Source organism: Cellulomonas sp., from assembly GCF_017744555.1.
Lineage (GTDB): Bacteria > Actinomycetota > Actinomycetes > Actinomycetales > Cellulomonadaceae > Cellulomonas.
Genome location: NZ_JAGIBD010000034.1, coordinates 18,418 through 36,294, shown reverse-complemented (window position 1 = coordinate 36,294; position 17,877 = coordinate 18,418). Strand labels below are relative to the sequence as shown.

Below are 17,877 nucleotides of genomic sequence, written 5' to 3'. Positions count from 1 at the left end.
GGAACACGTGCATCGCGGCGTCCGCGCACACGAAGTCGACGTTGCCGGGGCCGTCGGCCCGGGCGAGGGCGCGCGCCCGCTCGATCGCGTCGGCCGACAGGTCGACCCCGGTCGCGCTGCCGGCCGACGCCTCCCGGGCGGCGTCGCGGGTCGTCGCTCCCGTCCCGCACCCGACGTCGAGGACGCGGTCGTCCTGCCGGACGCCCCACTCCCGTCGCAGCGCCGCGCCGAGCTCCCGCAGCTCGTCGTCGTAGGTGAGGCGGCCCGTCGGCATGCCCGCATCCTGTCCGAGCGGCGCCCGCGCTGCACCCCGCCGGGCCGCCCCCGACACTGGGCGGGTGCTGGACCGCTACCACGGACACATCCTCGGCGTCTCGGCCGCGGACGGGCGGCGGGTCGTCGTCGGGCGGTGGCTGCGCTCGCCGCACGGGCGGTTCGCGGACGTGATGACCGAGGACGCGCACGGGCACCGGACGCTGCTGGCCCCCACCAGGTCGGTCGCCGACGAGGTCGCGGCGACGTACGTCTTCGACGAGGTGGTCGTCACGCCGGTCCGCGTGACGTGCGACGCGGCGGCCCGTCGGTGGCACGTCGACGCCGGGCCCCTCGGGGCGACCGTCACGCTCGGCGGTCCCACGCCCCTCGGCCGGCTGCTCGCCGCACTGCCTCGACCGCTCGCGCGTTCGCGCCTGTTCGCGACGGCCGCAGACCCCGTCGCCCGGCTCGTGCTCCCCGGTGTGCGGACCGTCGGGAGCGCGGGCGCCGGACGGCGCGAGTGGTACGCCGCGTCCGGCCAGCACCACGTCGTCGCGCTCGACGCGACGTGGGGCGGCGTGCCGTGCGGGGACCTGCTGCCGCACGTCCTCCCGGTGCGGTTCGGCTTCTCCTCCGTGCCGGGCCGGCCCACCGTGACGGCCGTGCGCACGACCATCGCGGTCGCGCCGTGACGCGACGACGCCCGGCCACCCCGAGGGGTGAGCCGGGCGTCGTCGTGCTCGTGCGGCCGTCAGACCTCGCCGCGCCACCCACCGGTATCGGTGCCGCGGTGCTCGATGAACTCCTTGAACCGCTTGAGGTCCGCCTTCACCTGGAGGTCGTCGGCGCCGACGAGGGCACCGGCCTTCTCCGTGAGGTTCTCGGGCTCCCAGCGCGTCGTGACGTGCAGGCGGGTGCTGGCCGCGCCGAGTGGCTCGAACGTCACCGCGCCCTCGTGCGTCGTGCCGTCGATGCTGCGCCACGCGATGTGCTGGTCGGGCCGCTGGTCGACGATCTGCGCGTCGAACTCCCGCTCGACGCCGCCGATCTTCGTCCGCCAGTGCGTCAGCGTGTCGTCGAGCTGGCGGACCTCCTCGACCCCGCCCATGAACTGCGGGAACTCCTCGAACTGCGTCCACTGGTCGTAGGCGGTGCTGATGGGGACGTCGATGTCGATCGTCTGCTCGATCGTCGGCATGTTCGTTCTCCTTCCGTCGGGACCAACTGACTGACCTTTTCCACGGTAGGTCGGGCGTCCAGGTCGCGCATTCCGAGCGTTGCCCAGGGCTACGACGCGACGACGTCGAGCACCCAGACGACGCCGAACCGGTCGCGGAGCATCCCGTACAGGGGCGACCACCCCGCGGGGGCGAGGTCCTGCACGACCGTGGCGCCCGCGGACAGGCCCTTCCAGCGGGCGGTGATCTCGTCGGGGTCGGTGCCGCGCACCGACACGAACACGGGGTTCACGCCCGCGTCGTACGGCAGGTGGGTGGGCACGTCGTACGCCATGACGTGGAACCCGTGGCCGGACCGGACCTCGCCCCACATGACGTGGTCGGCGTCCGACGGGTCGTGCACGGCGTGCGCGTCCCGGTAGGTGACGAGGGCGAGCTCGCCGCCGAACACCTCCCGGTACAGCTCGAGGGCGGCGCGTGCGTCGCCGCGGAAGTTCAGGTGCGTGGTCGTCGTGATGCTCATCGTGTGTCCTCCTGCGCCGGGTGTGCTGACAAGGACGACGCTAGGAACCATCGCGGTCAGTTCCTGACCGCGATGATGGGCGGATGGCGAACACGAGCTCCCGCACCCTGCGGCTCCTGTCGTTGCTGCAGGCCCGGCGCTTCTGGCCGGGTCCCGTGCTCGCCGACGAGCTGGGCGTCTCGCCGCGCACGCTGCGCCGCGACGTCGACCGGCTGCGCGAGCTCGGGTACCCGGTCGACTCGCAGCCCGGCGTCGACGGCGGCTACGCGCTCGCGGCCGGGGCGTCGCTGCCGCCGCTCGTGGTCGACGACGACGAGGCGATGGCGCTCGCGGTCGCCATCCAGTCGCTCGTGTCCACCGGCGAGGGCGGTGAGGCCGGGCTGCGTGCGCTGTCCAAGGTCGTGCAGGCCATGCCGCGACGGCTTCGCGCCCGTCTGGACGCCGTCCGCACGTCGACGACGCCCGCACCGTGGAGCGCCGATGCCGTCGCGCCCGTCGACCACGCCGTCCTGTCGACGCTCGCCCTCGGCTGCCGCGACCGCGAACGGGTCCGCCTCGAGTACGTCGCGGCGACGGGGACACCGTCGACCCGGCTGGTCGAGCCGTCGCAGCTCGTCGCGCTCGGTCGCCGGTGGTACCTCGTCGCGTACGACGTCGACCGGCACGACTGGCGGACGTTCCGCGTCGACCGGGTCGTCGCCGCCGCGGGCGCCGGCACGCCCTTCGCTGCGCGGCGGCCGCCGTTCGACGACGTCGCCGCGTTCGTCCGCTCACGCGTGCTCGGCGACGGGCACGGGGGTCGGTACAGCGTGGAGGTCGTCGTCGAGGCGTCCGCCGACGACGTGCGGGCGCGGGTGGGGCGATGGGCCGACGTGCGAGCGGACGGCCCTGACCGCTGCACGCTGACGATGGAGACCGACGCGCTCGAGGGGCCGCTGTTCGCCCTCGGCTCGCTGGGCGCCGAGTTCAGCGTCGTCGCGCCGCCGGAGCTGGCCGTGCTCGCCGATGACTGGGCCGCGCGCTTCGCCCGGGCCGCACGGCCGTCCCTGACGGCGCCGGGCCCCCACGCAGGTGTGCGCGGGGGCCCGGTGCCCGACCTGGAGGGGCAGGTCAGGTCATGACGGCAGCCACAGCGCCAGGACGTTCGGCGGCTCCCAGCCCGGCAGCGACGTGTGCGCCTGCCGGCACGTGTACCTCTTGCCGTCGTAGGTGACGACGGCGCCGGCCGCGTACGCCGTGTACGGCTCCCACGTGCCGCTCGGCGTCGTCGGCGTGGGGGTCGGCGTCGGGCTGGTGGTCGGCGTCGGCGTGGGGGTCGGGGTGGTCGTGGGCGTCGGCGTCGGCGTCGTCGTCGGGAACGTCGTCCCGAGCAGGGCCTTCGCGTTGTCGCCGAACGTCCAGCCCTTCGAGCCGTCCCAGTTGATCGACCACGTCATGAGCCCCTTGGGCGCGCCGCCGAGCTGCGACCACGCCTGCCGCACGAGGTCGGGCGACATGTACCCGCCGCCGGCACCGGGCTGGGCCGGCAGGCCGGGCACCTGCTTGTCGTACGGCACCCGGATCGTCGTGCCCTGGACGGTGAGGCCGGCGTCGAGGCAGCGGGTCTGCGCGACGAAGCCCTGCACGGTCCCGGCCGCGTACGAGCCGCCCACGCAGTCGTACATCGAGCCGTTGTAGTACTGCATGTTCAGCCACCAGAGGCGGCCGTTGTCGACGTACTTCTTGATGATCGGCAGGTACGAGCCCCAGATGGACCCGTAGACGACCGAGCCGCCGGTCACGTACGCGGTCTCGGGCGCCATCGTCAGGCCGAAGCCGGCCGGCATCTGGGCGAGGATCCCGTCGATGATCCGGATCAGGTTCGCCTGCGACGTCGACAGCGTGCCGATGCTGCCGGAGCCGGTGAGCCCGGCCTCGATGTCGATGTCGATGCCGTCGAAGTTGTTCGCCTTGAGGATCGGCACGATGGTCGAGACGAAGCGGTCGGCGACGGCGGACGACGACAGGTCGATGCTGGCGTTGGCGCCACCGATCGACATCAGGACCACCTGGCCCTGGGCCTTCGCGGCGCAGACCTGGGCGGGTGTCGGGACGTCGACGCCGGAGTCCATGCCGTCGGCCCACTTCACGGTGCCGTCGGGCAGGATCACCGGGAAGGCGGCCATGAGCACGTTGTAGCCGTGCTGCGCCTGCCGGGTGTCGTCGAGCGGGATGTACCCCATGCCGGGGTGGACGCTGGAGTTGTCCCAGCTCTCCCAGTAGCCCTGCAGGACCTTGCCGGTCGGACGGGCCTTCGGGGCGCAGGTGTCGGCGGCGCTGGCGGCGGACAGACCGCCGGCGACGAGGAGGCCGGACGTGACGGCGACCGCGAGCGCGGCGGCCAGCATTCGGGTGGAGCGAGTCATAGCGGACCCTCCGTGGGCTGGGGGAGTGCACGGGAGAGCGGCACCTGGGCATGACGGAACCAGGTGCGGCGCGCGGTCACGGCGACGGCGGTGGTGCGGTGGCGCGGCGCGGCCATCAGCGCAGATGGCCGGATCGGACGGATGGGGGACGGCCGTACCGTGGGAGCAGTGCGATTGAAAAGAGTCCTAACAAATTGCTCACGGCGAGTCTAGCCGAGCGTGACGGGCCTGTCGACGGTGCGTGACTTCGTGTGCTGCGCGCCTTGACGCGCCCCGTGCCGAGGGGCGACGATGGGCGAACTGGAAGCGGTTCCAGATGCTGCCAGTGATTTCCAGTCTGTCCATCAGCCGTGACCCGACGACGCGTCGCGAGCCGATCGACCCGGACCGGCGACGACGCCGGTACGGGCCGGCCGGGAGGGGCCCGACGGCTCCGCACCGACGCTGCGGCCGGCGCGCGCAGCACCAGTACCGATGGAGGTACGCATGCGATCGACGACGACGCACCACCAGCTCCGCCGCTGGTCCCTGGCCGGCGCCCTCCTGGTCGGCCTGTTCGCCGCACCAGCCCTCGTCCCACCCGCCGAGGCCGCCATCGGCGGCAGCTTCGTCGACAACCTCGACCGCTTCGACACCGCCCGTTGGCACAAGGCCGACGGGTGGAGCAACGGCGGCATGTTCAACGCCGGCTGGCGCGCCGACCATGTGTGGCACAACGGCGGCGTCATGGGCATCAACCTCGACACCACGAGCTGCCCCGGCGGCTGCTCCGGCAAGCCGTACGCCTCGGGTGAGTACCGCACCAACGACCTGTTCTCGTACGGGCGCTACGAGGTGCGCATGAAGGCCGCGTCGGGCGGCTCCGGCACGGTGAGCTCGTTCTTCACCTACACCGGGCCGAGCGACGGCCAGCCGTGGGACGAGATCGACGTCGAGATCCTCGGCAAGAACCCGCGGCAGATGCAGACCAACTACTTCACCAACGGGGTCGGCGGCCACGAGACCCTCATCGATCTCGGCTTCGACGCCTCCGCCGGGTACCACAGCTACGCCATCGAGTGGTGGAACCGGGGCACCATCAACTGGTTCGTCGACGGCCGCCTCGTGCACCAGGAGAACGGCTCGCGCGGACCGCTGCCGACCCACCCGCAGCGCATCATGCTCAACCTCTGGCCCGGGACCGGCGTCGACAGCTGGCTCGGCCCCTTCAGGTACGCCGGTCAGCGCACCGCGACGTACGACTGGGTCAAGTACACGCGGTACTGACCCCACGACCGACGCGCCCGGCGGGGGGAGGTCCCGCCGGGCGCGTCGCCCGCGACCCGTCCCGCCCGCGCGCGACGCGTCCCCCATGAGAGCGACGGCCAAGTGCCCACCGTGCGGGGACGTGGCCGGCATGACCCGATCCCTAGCGTCCTGAGAGAAGCCGCGGCACCCCGCTGCGGCCGTCGGGAAGGACATGTCATGCGCCTGGTGAAGCAGCTCGGGACCGTCGCCGTCGTCGCGTTCGTCGGGAGCCTGGTCATGAGGGCAGCCGGGGGGAGCGGGTGGATGGCGCTCCTCGCGGGCGTCGCGACCGGTGTGCTCGCGCTCCTCGCGTACAGATGGGTGGTCCGCCGGACGGAGCATCGCGAACCCGTCGAGGTCGGCCGCTCCGGAGCGGGCAGGGCTCTCGGGCGCGGCCTGCTGATCGGCGTCGGGATGTCGGCCACCGTGATCGCGGCGATGGCGGTGCTCGGCGGCTACCGGGTCGACGGCTGGGGGTCGGTGCCCGGCGCGGCGGGCCTCCTCGGGCTCGCGGTCGCCGCCGGTGTCACGGAGGAGCTGCTGTTCCGCGGGGTGCTGTTCCGGATCGTCGAGCAGCGCACGGGGACGTGGGTCGCGCTCGCGTTCACGGCCGTCCTGTTCGGCGCGATGCACCTGGTCAACCCGAACGCGACGCTCTGGGGCGCGGTCGCCATCGCCGTCGAGGCCGGCGCCATGCTCGCCGCCGCGTACGCCGCGACGCGCACCCTGTGGCTGCCGATCGGCCTGCACGTCGGCTGGAACTTCGCGCTCGGCGGCGTCTTCGGCGCCGAGGTGTCCGGTGCGGGCACGTCGACGGGGCTGCTCGACGGCGTGACGTCGGGGTCGGTGCTGCTGTCCGGCGGCGAGTTCGGCCCGGAGGCAAGCCTGCTGGCGGTGCTCGCGGGCGTGACGATGACTGTCGTGTTCCTCCGCCTGGCCCACCGGCGCGGCCGTCTCGTGGCACGCCCTCGCCGCCAGGTCCGGGCCTCCGAGACCGCTACGGTCTGACCGTGGTCGATCTGAGGCGGGTGCGCGCCGCCTGGCAGCGGTGCGACGTCGTCGTCCGGGACCTCCCGCTCGCGCTGGTGATCGCAGTCGCACCGCTGGTCCCGTCGGTGCAGCACCAGGGGACGCAGCTCGGCGACCTGCCGGACCGACCGACGGACCTGCTCGCCGTCGTCGCGGTCGCCCTCCAGGCCCTCCCGCTCGCCGTCCGTCGCCGGTGGCCTGCCGTCTGCCTCGCGTTCGTGTCGCTCGGCTTCGCGATCGACCAGCTCCGCGGCTACCACTCGGCGGCGGGCGTCGCCCTGCCGGTCGCGCTCTTCAGCACAGCCGCCTACCTGGGCCGCCACCGGGTCGCGACGGTCGTCGCTGCGAGCGCGGCCTACGTGGCGGTGGCCGTCGCGCTCGCCCGGCAGGGGTCGGCGGAGGGCACGTCCGGCTTCGTGACGTTCTACCTGGTCCTCGCCGTCGCGTGGGCTGTGGGCGCGTGGCTGCGGCGGACCCGCGCCACCGAGGCCGAGCACCGCGCGCTCGTCGCCGAGACGTCGCGTGCCGCCGAGCGCACGCGGATCGCGAGCGAGCTGCACGACGTCGTGACCCACCACGTGACGGCGATGGTGGTCCAGGCCGAGGCGGCGCGGTACCTGACCGCCGACCCTGGGCGCCTCGACCAGACCCTGACCGCCGTCACGGACACGGGCCGGCGCGCGATCGACGACCTGCGGCACCTGCTCGACGTGCTCGACCCGGCCCACGGCTCCGGCGCGCGGACCCCGACGGTCGGCGAGGTCGGCGCGCTCGTCGAGCAGACCCGTCAGGCCGGGCAGCCCGTCGAGTACCACCACGTCGGGAACCCGGAGCGGACGGCGGGCAGCGCCGAGGTCGCCGCGTACCGGGTCGTCCAGGAGGCCTTGACGAACGCGCTCAAGCACGCGCACGGCAGCCGCACCGTCGTGCGCGTCCGGCACGACGACGACGCGGTCGACGTCGAGGTCAGCACCGAGGCCGCCACCGGCACCGACGGTGCTCGCAGCATCGCGCAGGGAGGCAGCGGGCGAGGTCTGGACGGCCTGCGCGAACGCGTCGCCGTGCTCGGCGGCGACCTCAGCGCGGGCGTGCAGCCGGGCGGCGCCTTCGTGGTCCACGCGCGGATCCCGTCGGGGGCGCGGCAGTGAGCCCACCGACCCGGGTCCTCGTCTGCGACGACCAGGACCTGATCCGCACGGGGTTCTCGACGATCATCGACGCACAGCCGGACCTCGAGGTGGTCGGTGCCTGCGGCGACGGCCGGGCGGCGGTCGACCTCGCGCGGCGGTTGTGCCCGGACGTCGTCGTGATGGACGTGCGGATGCCCGTGCTCGACGGCATCGAGGCGACCCGGCTGCTCGCCGGCGTGGGCGTCGCCGACCCCGTCAAGGTCCTCGTCGTCACCACGTTCAACCTCGACGAGTACGTGTACGAGGCGCTGCGGGCCGGCGCCAGCGGGTTCCTGCTCAAGGACGCCCCCGCTGGGCAGCTGCTCGCCGGCATCCGCACGGTCGCCTCGGGCGCCGCGCTGCTCGCGCCCGAGGTGACGCGGCAGCTCGTCGGGCGGTACGCGAGCCGGATCAGCCCGCCCGACGCGGCCCCGGTCGACGGTCTGCTCAGCCCGCGCGAGCTCGAGGTGCTGCGGCTCATCGCCGAGGGCCTGTCCAACGGCGAGATCGCGGCGGAGCTCGTGATCAGCCACGAGACCGTCAAGACGTACGTGTCCCGCATCCTCACCAAGCTCGACCTGCGCGACCGCGTGCAGGCGGTGGTCTACGCGTACCGCCGGGGGCTCGTGACCTGAGCGCGGAGCGCCTCGTCGTGAGAACCCGGGCGCGGCCGCAACCGGCTCAGCGGTGGTGCCCGCAGCCGCGCCCCAGCGGGCCCAGCGCCGAGCTCACGGCGGCCGTGTACGCCCGGTACCCCTCGGCCGTCGGGTGGAACGCCCCCGGGTCGGACGGGCCCAGGATCCACGCGTCGGGGGAGTTCGCGCCGTGGCCGTCGAAGCGGCGGCGGACGTCCACGTACTGGAACCCCGCGCGGGCGGACGCGTCGCTGATCATCGCGTCGAGGGTGTCGGCAGCGGCGTTGAGCCCCGCGAGCTCTGCGGGTGAGGCCGCGAGGTAGGCCCCGAGGTCGGACGAGAAGAGCCGCGGGTACCCGGTCACCACCACGTGCGCGTGCGGGGCGGCTGCGGCGACCTGCGCGTAGACGGCGTCCAGGAGAGCCGGCAGCTGGCCGGTGGTGCGGGCGTCGACGAGGGCCAGAGCGCCCGTGCACTGCACGTCGGTGCCGCCGAGACAGGCACTGACCGCGGTCGACCAGCCGATGTCGTTGCCGCCGACCGTCAGCGTCACCAGGTCGGTGTCGACGTCGAGGGCGGCGAGCTGGCCGCCGGTCACCAGGGTGACGGTCGTGGCGCCCGCGCAGGCCACGAAGTCGTCGAGCTGCACGCGGTGGCGACCGTCGAGCTGCACGGGGTAGGCGCTCTGGGAGCGGCCGCAGGCGGCGTACGGCGGCACGCCGTACCCCGAGGCGTACGAGTCGCCCAGCGCGTCGTACACGACCCGCTGCCCCCCGGCGGCAGGTGCCGTGCCGGCGGCAGCTGCTCCGGCCGCCCCGCCGACGAGGGCGAGCGCGGCGACCACGGTCAGGATCGCGGACCTCGCCGTCCGCAGCAGGCGCCCCATACGGGGCACCGTAACCACGTCAGGCCGAGCGCGCCGCACGAGACGGGAGGGCCGCCTCAGCGGGTGAGCACGAGCTGCATCCCCGTCTGGCCGGCGCCGAACGCGGTGAACCCGGCCTGCGCGTACAGGCGCCGCCCGGCGTCGTCGGCGGTGAGCGTCACGTACGGCTCCTCCGGTGCGCGGGCGCGGACGTCGGCCAGCAGGTGGTCGAGGACTGCGCGGCCCACGCCCCGGCGCTGGTGGTCGGGAGCCGTGACCATGTCGGCGACGACGAAGTACCAGCCGTCGTCACCGACCACTCGCCCCATGGCCACCGTCTCGCCGTCGGGACCGGTGACGTGGCAGGCCGACCAGCTCCCCCCGAGCGCGCGCTCCGCCTGCGGCGGGCTCTTCGGGTGCAGGCCGGCGACCTGCCGCAGACGGAGGTAGTCGTCGACGGTGGGTGGCCCGTCGAGGAGGGCGTAGCCGGGCGGCAGTGTCATGGGGCCATGATCGGCCGTTCTCGCGGGTCCCGGTCGGTATCCGGGGCGCTGCTGCGCGGTCCTCTCCCGTGTCACCCGGGAGGCCCGCATGACCCACGACCACGCCCGTCTCGTCCTCGACCGCCCCGCCGACGCCGTGCACGCGGCGCGGCTCCTCGCCGAGGGCCGACCGGTCGCGCACGGGTTCGGGAACATCTACGCCCTGACCGCCCGCGGCGACGCCGTGCAGCGACTCAACGCGCTCAAAGGGCGACCCCGCGACCAGACGGGCAGCTTGACGGCGCCGACGGGGCGGGTGCTCGACGCGTTCGACCTCTCCGCGCTGCCGCCGGGCGTGCCGCCCGGCCTGGTGGCGGACGTCGTCGACGCCTTCGGCGCGGTCGGGCCGTTCGGGTTCCGCGGTCCCGCCGCCGCGCACGTCCCGCCCGGCCTGACGGCGTGGGAGGGAGCGGACCGGCCCGGTGCGGGGACGAGGACCACGCAGGTCATCGTGCCGGGCGACGCGTGCCCGTCGCAGCGGTTCCTCGCGGCGGCCGCGGACGCGGTCGGCGACGGGCTGCTCGTGATCTCGTCGGCGAACCGGTCCCGGCACGTGACCGGCAACGCGGACGCACCGGTCCACTGGCGTGCCGACGCACTGCGTGCCGAGCTCGCCGGCGCGGACGACCTCGTGCTGCTCGAGCACCGGGACGAGGCGGCGGCACGCGCGCGGTTCCCGCGGCACACGACCGTCTCGACGACCATCCTGGGACTGCACCGGGCCGAGCGGGTCCACGGCCGCACCCACCTGGTGCTCGAGCGGCACGGCTCGTTGGCCGCCGGTGACGTGGCGCGGGTGCTGGCGGCCCTGGGCGTCGGGCTCACGATCGGGCCGCGAGCGGCGGTCCGGCTCGCTCCCCGCTCGTATGCCGACCGGCCCGCGGCGCTGACCGTCGCCGGCTGACGGCGGGCACCACCGATGCCTGAACCGCGCCACGTGCGGTCGTGCCTCGCGTTGCGGGCCGTTCCCCCGCCCCGGATAGTGAGGCTCGGGGGTGTCGCATGGGGGCCGAGCGGGACGTGCAGGGCGCCCGGACGGGTTCGTCTCCCCGCGCCCCGGCCGTGCGACGGCGCGAGCCCGCGCTCCCCGCCCTCGGCGCTGTCGGTCCACAAGGTGCGATCCGCCTGCAGCGCGCGATCGGGAACGCCGCGTTCGCGCGCGTCGTCCAGCGGGCGCCCGCCATCCTGTTCCCGCGGAACAACGAGCGCGTCCGGGTCCCGAGCTACACGATCAACCTGCGACCGGACCCCGACACCGACAACATGCGAGTCCACGTGGACACGCGGAACGCCGGCTTCGAGCAGGCGCGCCCCGGTGGTGGCAGCTGGTGGTTCGACTGGGACGGGATCGCGCCGGGCCTGCACCGGATCACGGCCGAGGCGTGGAACGCGGCCGGAGTCCGGCAGGTGGCCGGGCCGGTCAGGGTGATGGGCGTGGCCGGTCCCGCCGTCACGGGTGTGCAGGTCGCGCCCGCCGCCTTCGTGAACAACAGGGTCGAGCTCGTGCTGACGCTGCAGCTCGCGGGGCAGCCGCCGATGCAGGTCACGATGCACGTGAGCTCGCGCCGGCACCTGACGGAGGGCTACTTCCAGGGGACCGGCGACTACACCCAGCCGGCGCAGACCACGCTGGTCACCGGCGGTCTCCCGGCGTTCATGGCGGCCTTCACCCAGTACGCCCACCTGCTGGTGCCCCACCTGCAGAACCACTCGATCGCGATCATGCCCAGCAGCCCCGAGTTCGAGCTCAACACCGCGTCCGGGATCAGCTTCCACAGCGACACCGCCAACCTCGCGGGTTCCCAGATCCACTGCTTCCCGACGAACCTCGGCCCGCTCGGCCGGACGCTCGCCCCGGACGTGTACGAGCAGTTCAAGCACCTGACGCGGCTGTGGAGCTACGTCAACGTCAACCCCGCCGGCATCAGCAACAGCGCGATCGCCCGGGCGCAGCGCAGCATGCCCCTGCTCGGCACCCCGTGGGTCGCCCAGCTCTTCGCCGCGCACGGGGTGAACCACTACGTCAACGACGTCATCACCCCGGCACGCGCGCTCGTGTGAGGCGGACCGCGGACCGTCAGACGCCGTCCCGTGGTCACGCGCTCGTGCACCTCAGGCGCGCGCGCCCGTCAGGCGCTCGTGCACCTCAGGCGCGCGCCCGTCAGGCGCTCGTGCACGTCAACGTCGGGGTCGGCGGCGTCCCGCTCGCCAGCAGGCCGAAGGTCGTCGAGCCGCCGGCGGCGAGCCGGCTGTTCCACGCGACGCCCTGGACGGTGACCCGACCGGACTGCGCCGACAGCGTGCCGTTCCACACCTGGTCGACCCGCTCGCCCGACGTCGCCCAGCTCACGCTCCACGACGTCGTCGCGGAGCCCGCCAGGACCGTGACCTCGGCCTGGAAGCCGCCGGGCCAGCTGTTCACGGTGCGGAACGTCGCCGTGCACCCGCCGGGCTGGACCGTCGGGGTCGGGGTGACCGTCGGCGTGGGGGTGGGCGTGGGTGTGGGGGTCGGTGTGGGGGTCGGCGTGGGTGTGGGCGTCGGCGTCGGTGTGGTCGTCGACGGCAGCGACGTGAAGAACGTCCAGACCTCGCCGGGCACCCACGACTGCTGCTGGCCGCGGTCCCGGACGTCCCACTGGTGACCGGCGTCCGACGCGAGCCACACGACCGGGTACCCGGCGCGGCACGTGTAGGCGGTGCGCACGTGGGTGCCGCTGCCGGCTGCGGGCTCGGCGGCCTGCTGCGACTGGCAGCCGTTGTTCCGCAGGGCACGGTCGCGCAGCGCTCGGCCCTGGGAGATGTTGAGGACGTCGTCGGACACGCCGTGGGAGCCGAGGTACGCGATGGGCTGGGTGCCCCCCGAGCACCCGGACAGCTGGGCGCCGCTGAGGACGGCGACGGCGCGGAACACGTCGGCGCGGGCGCACGCCAGGGCGTTGCTCATGCCGCCGCCGTAGCTGAAGCCCGTCGCGAAACGCTGGGTGGTGTCGATGCAGAGCGCCGACTCGACGGTGCGCAGGACCTCGTCGATGAAGGCCACGTCCTGCCCGTTGGTGTTCGGCCACGCGTTGTCGATGCCCTGCGGCGCGACGAACACGGTGCTGTTCCCGGCGAGCGGCTTCAGGCCGTAGAAGCCCTGGTTGACGACGTCCGAGGACGTGCCGTGCCACCAGTGCAGGCCGACGACGAGGCGGTACGGATGGTTCGGGTCGTACCCCGAGGGGACGTCGAGGCGGAACGTGCGGCTCTGCCCGCCGCTCGAGACGGTGTGGGTGCCGGTGGCGAGGCCCGCGGGGCGGCCGCAGGCAGCGGTGGCCGCGGCCGGGACGGTCGGCACGGAGAGGGCCGCGGCGGGAGTCGCAAGACCTCCGAGCGCGAGCAGGGTGGCCGCTGCCGCCAGCAGGGCCGCCGGACGTCGGGTCCTGGTCGGGTGTCGCACGGGTCGCTCCCTCGGCAGGGTCCCCGGCCGCGTCGCCGGGGAGCGGGTCCGAGGGTGCTGTCGCCCCCCGGTCCGCGGAATCTACATCGATGAGCAAGTCGGCCCGAACGGGGCGAATCGCTTCAGTGAGGTGACGTCCGACGACGGTCAGCCGACCGGCAGGCGCCGGCGGACCGGCGCGCTCCCCGAGCCGCGCTACCGGTCGGTCCACTCGAGCCGCACGGTGGCCGGACGTCCGGTCAGCTCGAGCCGTCCGGCACGCAGCGCGGTGCCCGACGCGGCGAACGGCCGGCCCGCGCGGAGCAGCACGCCTCCCGCCGGTGCGAGCCAGGCGGCCGCCGGCAGCCGGCGCAGGGTCGCGGTGCAGCCGTCCGCGTCCCATTCGAGGTGGTCGACGACGACGCCGCCGCGTGCCCGGAGCCCCGTCACGCTGCCGGACGGCCACGCGCCGGGCAGGGCGGGCAGCAGTGTCAGCGTGTCCGCCGACGAGCCGAGGAGGATCGCCGCCACCAGCGCCGGCAGCCCGCCGCTCGCGTCGAGGTTGAAGATCGACCCGGCGTCGTGCGTCGTCGTCAGCGCGGGCCGCCAGTGGTCGATCGCGAGCCACTCGACGCACTGCAGGGCCGCGGCGGCGTCGCCGAGAGCCGCCGCCGCCAGCCCGACCTGGACCAGCCCGAACGCCATCTCCATCCGCCCCGGCGGAGGTGTGGGGTCGCCGGCCCGCCACGCGATCTTCGTGTGCACGGTCGCGAGTGCGGCCGCTCGCAGGGCGTCGCCGCCGCGGCCGGTGAACGCCGGGTCGGGCTCGTACCAGAGCGGGTAGAGCTGTGAGGCGTGGCGGTGCGCGGGCTCCTCGGCCCACGTGTCGTCGATCCACTCGGCGAGCGTCCCGTCCGCGGCGACCCGGTAGTCGGGGAGCTCCTGCGCGAGCGCGGCCCAGCGCCGGTCGAGCGAGTGGTCGCCCCGGGCGGCCGCGAGCACACCGGCCGCCCGCGCCGCGTCGCGGAGGATGGCCACGTCCATCGTGGCGTCGGCGGTGATCGGACCGGCCGCTCCGGAGGGTGCGTTCTCGGGGGAGTAGGACGGGACGAGGTGGCGGCGCCCGCCGCGGCGGACCGTGGCCGTCTCCGCGAACCGCAGCACTCCCTCGACGAGTGCCCACAGCTGGTCGTCGACCAGGGTCCGGTCGCCCGTGGTCGAGACGACGTCGGCCGCGAGGCGCAGCACCCAGCCTCCGCACCCGGTCCAGAAGACGTGCGGGTAGGCGGCGTCGACGTGGTTCGCGCGCCCGTGCGTCGACATCCGCGACGGCAGCAGCATGCCCTCGGCACCGAACACCAGCCGCGCGTTGTCGCGGTAGTCGTCGAGGTGGGCGAGCACGAGCGTGAGCAGCGACCGCGCCAGCTCGGGCGTCCCGGTCGGCACGAGACACGCGATGCCCCCGTTCTGGACGTTGCCGTTGAGCGTGTAGTCCGCCGACCACGCCGGCCGCCACGTGCCCTGCCACACGCCCTGCAGCGTCGGGGGCAGCTCGCCGGTCGCCGCGATCGCGTGCGCGCGGCCCGACAGGTACGCGATCTCGACGACCCGCCGTCGCGCGTCCGGGTCGCCGGCCCGCGCCGCGGCCCACACGTCCTCGGTCGTCCCACCGAGGTCGGGCGCGGCCAGGTCGAGCACCGAGACGCCGACGAGCCGGCCGTGCGACCCGGCCTGGGTGTGCCGGAGCGTCTCCCAGTCGACCGGGCCGGGTGCGCGGGGTACCGGTGCCGACGGGTCGTCCGCCGGGCGCACCTCGACGTCGAGCCGCAGTGTGCGGCGGCCGCCGGCCGGGACGACGAGCCGGCAGGTGAGCGTGTCGGTGCCCGCGAGCCACGCGGGCTCGCCCACCGCCGTCACCACGGCGGTCGCGTCGCTCGTGGTGGCCACGAGACGTCCGTGCCGGCCGCCCGCGAGGGTCACGTGGACGGCCTGCGAACCGTCCGCCCCGCCCGTGTCGAGCGCCGTGTCGAGCGCGCCGCCGAGCCCGAGCTCGAGCTCGACGACGACCTCGCGCTCGGAGTCGATCGCGAGCCACGCCGTCTCCTCGCCGCGCGGGGCGAGGACGCGCACGGTGCACCGCGCGCCCGCGTCGTCCTCCGTGCCGCCGACGCCGACCGGCTCACCCTCACCCTCGACCTGTTCGCCCACGCGTACGCCCACAGCCACCTCGCCGAGGTGCAGGTCGGTCGTCCGCTCGACGCCGTCACGCGCGCCCGCGACGCTCACCGTGAGCGTCGCGCAGATCCCCAGGGGATCGGTCCAGACGAGCCCGTCCGGGTAGCTGCTCGCTCGCAGCGCGTGCTCGAGGAGGCCGCCGGCGCGGCCCGCGTCGCCCGCGAGGACGGCGCGCCGCAGGTCGCCGAGCACCGGCCGGAGGTCGGGTGCGGGAGGTCGCGGGTTGACGGGCACGAAGAAGCGCTCATGGGTGAGCGACAGGACGAGCCGGTGCCCGGGGCCGTGCACGACGACGCCCACGCGCCCGCTCCCGGCGACGAGGCCGTCCTCCCAGGTGGGCGCCGGCGTCCGGGTGCGGAACACGGCGGGCCCGGTGTCGACCGCCCGTGCCGGGTCGGCCCCTCCCGTGTGCGTCACGCCTCGGGTGCGGCCGCGGTCGACTCGCGGACGACGAGCGAGGTGGCCGGCTGGACGTACCGGGACGCGGGTGGGGTGCCCGCCGCCATCGTGAGCACCGTCTCAACCGCCGTGCGACCCATGCCGGGCTCCCGGTGCGATCGTCGGCGCCGCCGTGTTGAGCTGGTCGACGGCAAAGCCTGCCGCCGCCTTGTAGCCGGCCATGAAGGCGTCCCGCTCGTGCTTCGGGACGACGTCGTCGATGTCGTCGAACCGGCCGCCGCACCGCTCGTCGACCAGGTCGAGCAGGCCGAACGGACCCGCGCCCCGGTTGCGCAGGACGAGCTCCGACAGCGGGCCGCACAGCGCGGCGTCGAACGCGGCGAGCGCGTCGTGCGTGACGCCGTGCCGCACGATCGCGGCGCCGAGCAGGCGGGCGTCCACGACCGCCTGGCTCGCCCCGTTCGACCCGGTCGGGTACATCGCGTGGGCCGCGTCGCCGATCAGCAGCACCGGCCCGTCCTGCCACGTGGGCACCGGGTCGCGGTCGATCATCGGGTTCTCGTAGGCCACCTCTGCGCGTCGCAGCAGGTCCGGCACGTCCAGCCAGTCGTACGTCCAGTCCGCGAAGTGGTGCGCGAACTCGTCGACCTCGACCTGCCGGAACCAGCCGGCGCCCTGCCAGCCCTCGGCGTCGTCGACCGAGAGCTCGGCGATCCAGTTCACCGTGGCCAGTCCCGTCGCCGGGTCGGGCGGTGAGATCGGGTAGACGACGACGCGCTGCCGGGCCGAACCGACACCCACGAACGACGCCCCGGTGCGGACCGGCCTCGCCGGCGTCGTGCCGCGCCACATGATCGTGCCGCCCCAGTGGATCGGGGGCTGGTCGGGGTGAATCTGCGCCCGCACCGCCGAGTGGATGCCGTCCGCCCCGACCAGCAGCGTGCCGCGCTCGTGCCAGGTGCTCCCGTCGGCGCGCACCCCGGTCGCCGTGACCGACCCGTCGGCGTGCGTCCCGTAGCCGGTGACGCGGTGACCGAGCCGGATCGCGCCCGCCCCCGCGCGGTCCCGCAGCGTGTCGGCGAGCAGCAGCTGGAGCCGGCCGCGGTGCACGGCGTACTGCGGCCAGCGGTAGCCGGCGAGCAGGCCGCGCGGTTCGCTGTAGATCTCGTGGCCGTTGCGCCCGACCAGCGCCCACTCGCGGGTCGCGACGCCGATGCGGTCGAGCTGGTCGGCACCGATCCCCAGGTCGCCGAGCTCGCGCACCGCGTTCGGCTGGAGGTTGATCCCCACCCCGAGCGGCGCGAGCTCCCGCGCGCTCTCGAGCACGGTGAAGCCCACGCCGACCTGGTGCAGCGTCAGCCCCAGAGCGAGCCCGCCGATGCCGCCGCCCGCGATCAGGACGTGCGGTGCCGTCATGCCCCGGCTCCTCGTCCGACGCTGTAGAGGTCGACCTGCACGCTGCTCGCGTCGCGCGCACCCGTGCCGACGAACACCATCCGGTTGAGCCACCGGTAGTCGGGGTGACCGCTCTCGAGCCGCGCCGTCGTGAGCATGGAGTACGACTCGGGCGGGGTCGGGACGCCCGACGCGAGCTGCGCCATCACGTCGGGCGGTCCGTGCCGGTACCCCTGGTTGACGATCTCGATCAGGGCCCCCTCCGGGGTCCGGAACGCGTAGCGGGCGTCGAGCTCGGCGACGTCGTCGTGCGCGACGGACTGCCAGTCCGCGCCGACGCCGAGGATCGTTCCGCTCACCTGGCCGGTGACGCGTCCGCCGACGATCGGGACGATGCGCCGCTGCGTGAACCGGCCGAGGCCCAGGTCGAGGACCGGTGCGAGCTCGACCTCGAGCGTGCAGAACGGTCGCAGGGTCGGTGGCGGCAGTGTCAGCACGAAGCTTCCTCTTCTGTCGTCGTTCGCTCGTCGCGCGAGACCGCC

Annotated in this window: 19 protein-coding genes; 8 read left to right on the top strand and 11 right to left on the bottom strand. The window is 74.4% G+C overall.

Annotated features, from left to right (window positions below; all coding sequences use genetic code 11):
* Positions 1-274 (bottom strand): class I SAM-dependent methyltransferase (locus J7523_RS17130; RefSeq protein WP_291889350.1); only part of this gene is annotated, 274 nt, incomplete at its 3' end.
* A gap of 64 nt (positions 275-338) precedes the next feature.
* On the opposite strand from J7523_RS17130, the gene J7523_RS17125 reads away from it, so the two are divergent.
* Entirely contained in the window at positions 339-947 is a 609-nt protein-coding gene (locus J7523_RS17125; RefSeq protein ID WP_291889348.1) for a hypothetical protein, read from the top strand.
* A 59-nt stretch (positions 948-1,006) separates the two neighbouring features.
* Here J7523_RS17125 and J7523_RS17120 read toward each other — a convergent pair whose 3' ends face one another.
* Both J7523_RS17120 and J7523_RS17115 read right to left on the bottom strand, forming a co-directional pair.
* The gene (locus J7523_RS17120; protein ID WP_291889345.1) at positions 1,007-1,453 is read right to left on the bottom strand and encodes an SRPBCC family protein; all 447 of its coding nucleotides are present in this window, start codon (positions 1,451-1,453) and stop codon (positions 1,007-1,009) included.
* Between the two features lie 89 nt (positions 1,454-1,542).
* Positions 1,543-1,956 carry a VOC family protein gene (locus tag J7523_RS17115; protein ID WP_291889342.1) on the bottom strand — a complete coding sequence of 138 codons (414 nt, stop codon included), beginning with the start codon at positions 1,954-1,956 and terminating at the stop codon, positions 1,543-1,545.
* An 83-nt stretch (positions 1,957-2,039) separates the two neighbouring features.
* Here J7523_RS17115 and J7523_RS17110 point away from each other — a divergent pair, with 83 nt between their 5' ends.
* Entirely contained in the window at positions 2,040-3,077 is a 1,038-nt protein-coding gene (locus J7523_RS17110) for a YafY family protein (protein WP_291889339.1), read from the top strand.
* Here J7523_RS17110 and J7523_RS17105 read toward each other — a convergent pair.
* A complete protein-coding gene (locus J7523_RS17105; RefSeq protein ID WP_291889336.1) occupies positions 3,072-4,361 on the bottom strand; it encodes a carbohydrate-binding protein in 1,290 nt (429 codons plus the stop codon). The genes J7523_RS17110 and J7523_RS17105 overlap by 6 nt on opposite strands.
* Positions 4,362-4,847: 486 nt before the next feature.
* Here J7523_RS17105 and J7523_RS17100 point away from each other — a divergent pair, with 486 nt between their 5' ends.
* The 4 genes from J7523_RS17100 to J7523_RS17085 all read left to right on the top strand — a co-directional run bounded on the left by J7523_RS17100 (position 4,848) and on the right by J7523_RS17085 (position 8,481).
* On the top strand, positions 4,848-5,627 hold the full coding sequence (locus J7523_RS17100) for a glycoside hydrolase family 16 protein (RefSeq protein ID WP_291889334.1): 780 nt from the start codon (positions 4,848-4,850) through the stop codon (positions 5,625-5,627).
* A gap of 198 nt (positions 5,628-5,825) precedes the next feature.
* Positions 5,826-6,656: a type II CAAX endopeptidase family protein gene (locus J7523_RS17095; protein ID WP_291889331.1), complete on the top strand. Its 831-nt coding sequence runs from the start codon at positions 5,826-5,828 to the stop codon at positions 6,654-6,656.
* A 2-nt stretch (positions 6,657-6,658) separates the two neighbouring features.
* On the top strand, positions 6,659-7,825 hold the full coding sequence (locus J7523_RS17090; RefSeq protein ID WP_291889328.1) for a histidine kinase: 1,167 nt from the start codon (positions 6,659-6,661) through the stop codon (positions 7,823-7,825).
* Complete coding sequence (locus J7523_RS17085) at positions 7,822-8,481, top strand: response regulator transcription factor (RefSeq protein WP_291889325.1); 660 nt, start codon at positions 7,822-7,824, stop codon at positions 8,479-8,481. The genes J7523_RS17090 and J7523_RS17085 overlap by 4 nt, the downstream gene beginning before the upstream one ends.
* Positions 8,482-8,527: 46 nt before the next feature.
* Here the strand turns inward: J7523_RS17085 and J7523_RS17080 are convergent, their stop codons facing one another.
* Together J7523_RS17080 and J7523_RS17075 are read right to left on the bottom strand one after the other, a co-directional pair.
* Positions 8,528-9,367, bottom strand: coding sequence for an SGNH/GDSL hydrolase family protein (locus J7523_RS17080; RefSeq protein ID WP_291889323.1), 840 nt, complete (start codon positions 9,365-9,367; stop codon positions 8,528-8,530).
* Positions 9,368-9,423: 56 nt separating this feature from the next.
* A complete protein-coding gene (locus tag J7523_RS17075; protein WP_291889321.1) occupies positions 9,424-9,849 on the bottom strand; it encodes a GNAT family N-acetyltransferase in 426 nt (141 codons plus the stop codon).
* An 88-nt stretch (positions 9,850-9,937) separates the two neighbouring features.
* Between J7523_RS17075 and J7523_RS17070 the strand changes: the two genes are divergently transcribed.
* Positions 9,938-10,792, top strand: a complete 855-nt coding sequence (locus J7523_RS17070; RefSeq protein ID WP_291889319.1) for a hypothetical protein — start codon at positions 9,938-9,940, stop codon at positions 10,790-10,792.
* A 98-nt stretch (positions 10,793-10,890) separates the two neighbouring features.
* Positions 10,891-11,949, top strand: a complete 1,059-nt coding sequence (locus J7523_RS17065; protein ID WP_291889316.1) for a hypothetical protein — start codon at positions 10,891-10,893, stop codon at positions 11,947-11,949.
* Positions 11,950-12,049: 100 nt separating this feature from the next.
* On the opposite strand, the gene J7523_RS17060 is transcribed toward J7523_RS17065, so the two are convergent.
* The 5 genes from J7523_RS17060 to J7523_RS17040 all read right to left on the bottom strand — a co-directional run bounded on the left by J7523_RS17060 (position 12,050) and on the right by J7523_RS17040 (position 17,832).
* The gene (locus tag J7523_RS17060) at positions 12,050-13,327 is read right to left on the bottom strand and encodes a cellulose binding domain-containing protein (protein WP_291889314.1); all 1,278 of its coding nucleotides are present in this window, start codon (positions 13,325-13,327) and stop codon (positions 12,050-12,052) included.
* 195 nt (positions 13,328-13,522) lie between these two features.
* Positions 13,523-15,958 carry a glycoside hydrolase family 95-like protein gene (locus J7523_RS17055; RefSeq protein ID WP_291889312.1) on the bottom strand — a complete coding sequence of 812 codons (2,436 nt, stop codon included), beginning with the start codon at positions 15,956-15,958 and terminating at the stop codon, positions 13,523-13,525.
* Positions 15,955-16,080, bottom strand: coding sequence for a hypothetical protein (locus J7523_RS17050; protein WP_291889310.1), 126 nt, complete (start codon positions 16,078-16,080; stop codon positions 15,955-15,957). Before J7523_RS17050 ends, J7523_RS17055 begins: the two co-directional genes overlap by 4 nt.
* The gene (locus tag J7523_RS17045) at positions 16,061-17,356 is read right to left on the bottom strand and encodes a flavin-dependent oxidoreductase (RefSeq protein ID WP_291889309.1); all 1,296 of its coding nucleotides are present in this window, start codon (positions 17,354-17,356) and stop codon (positions 16,061-16,063) included. The genes J7523_RS17050 and J7523_RS17045 overlap by 20 nt, the downstream gene beginning before the upstream one ends.
* A complete protein-coding gene (locus J7523_RS17040) occupies positions 17,353-17,832 on the bottom strand; it encodes a DUF3237 domain-containing protein (protein WP_291889307.1) in 480 nt (159 codons plus the stop codon). The genes J7523_RS17045 and J7523_RS17040 overlap by 4 nt, the downstream gene beginning before the upstream one ends.
* Positions 17,833-17,877: the final 45 nt, after the last annotated feature.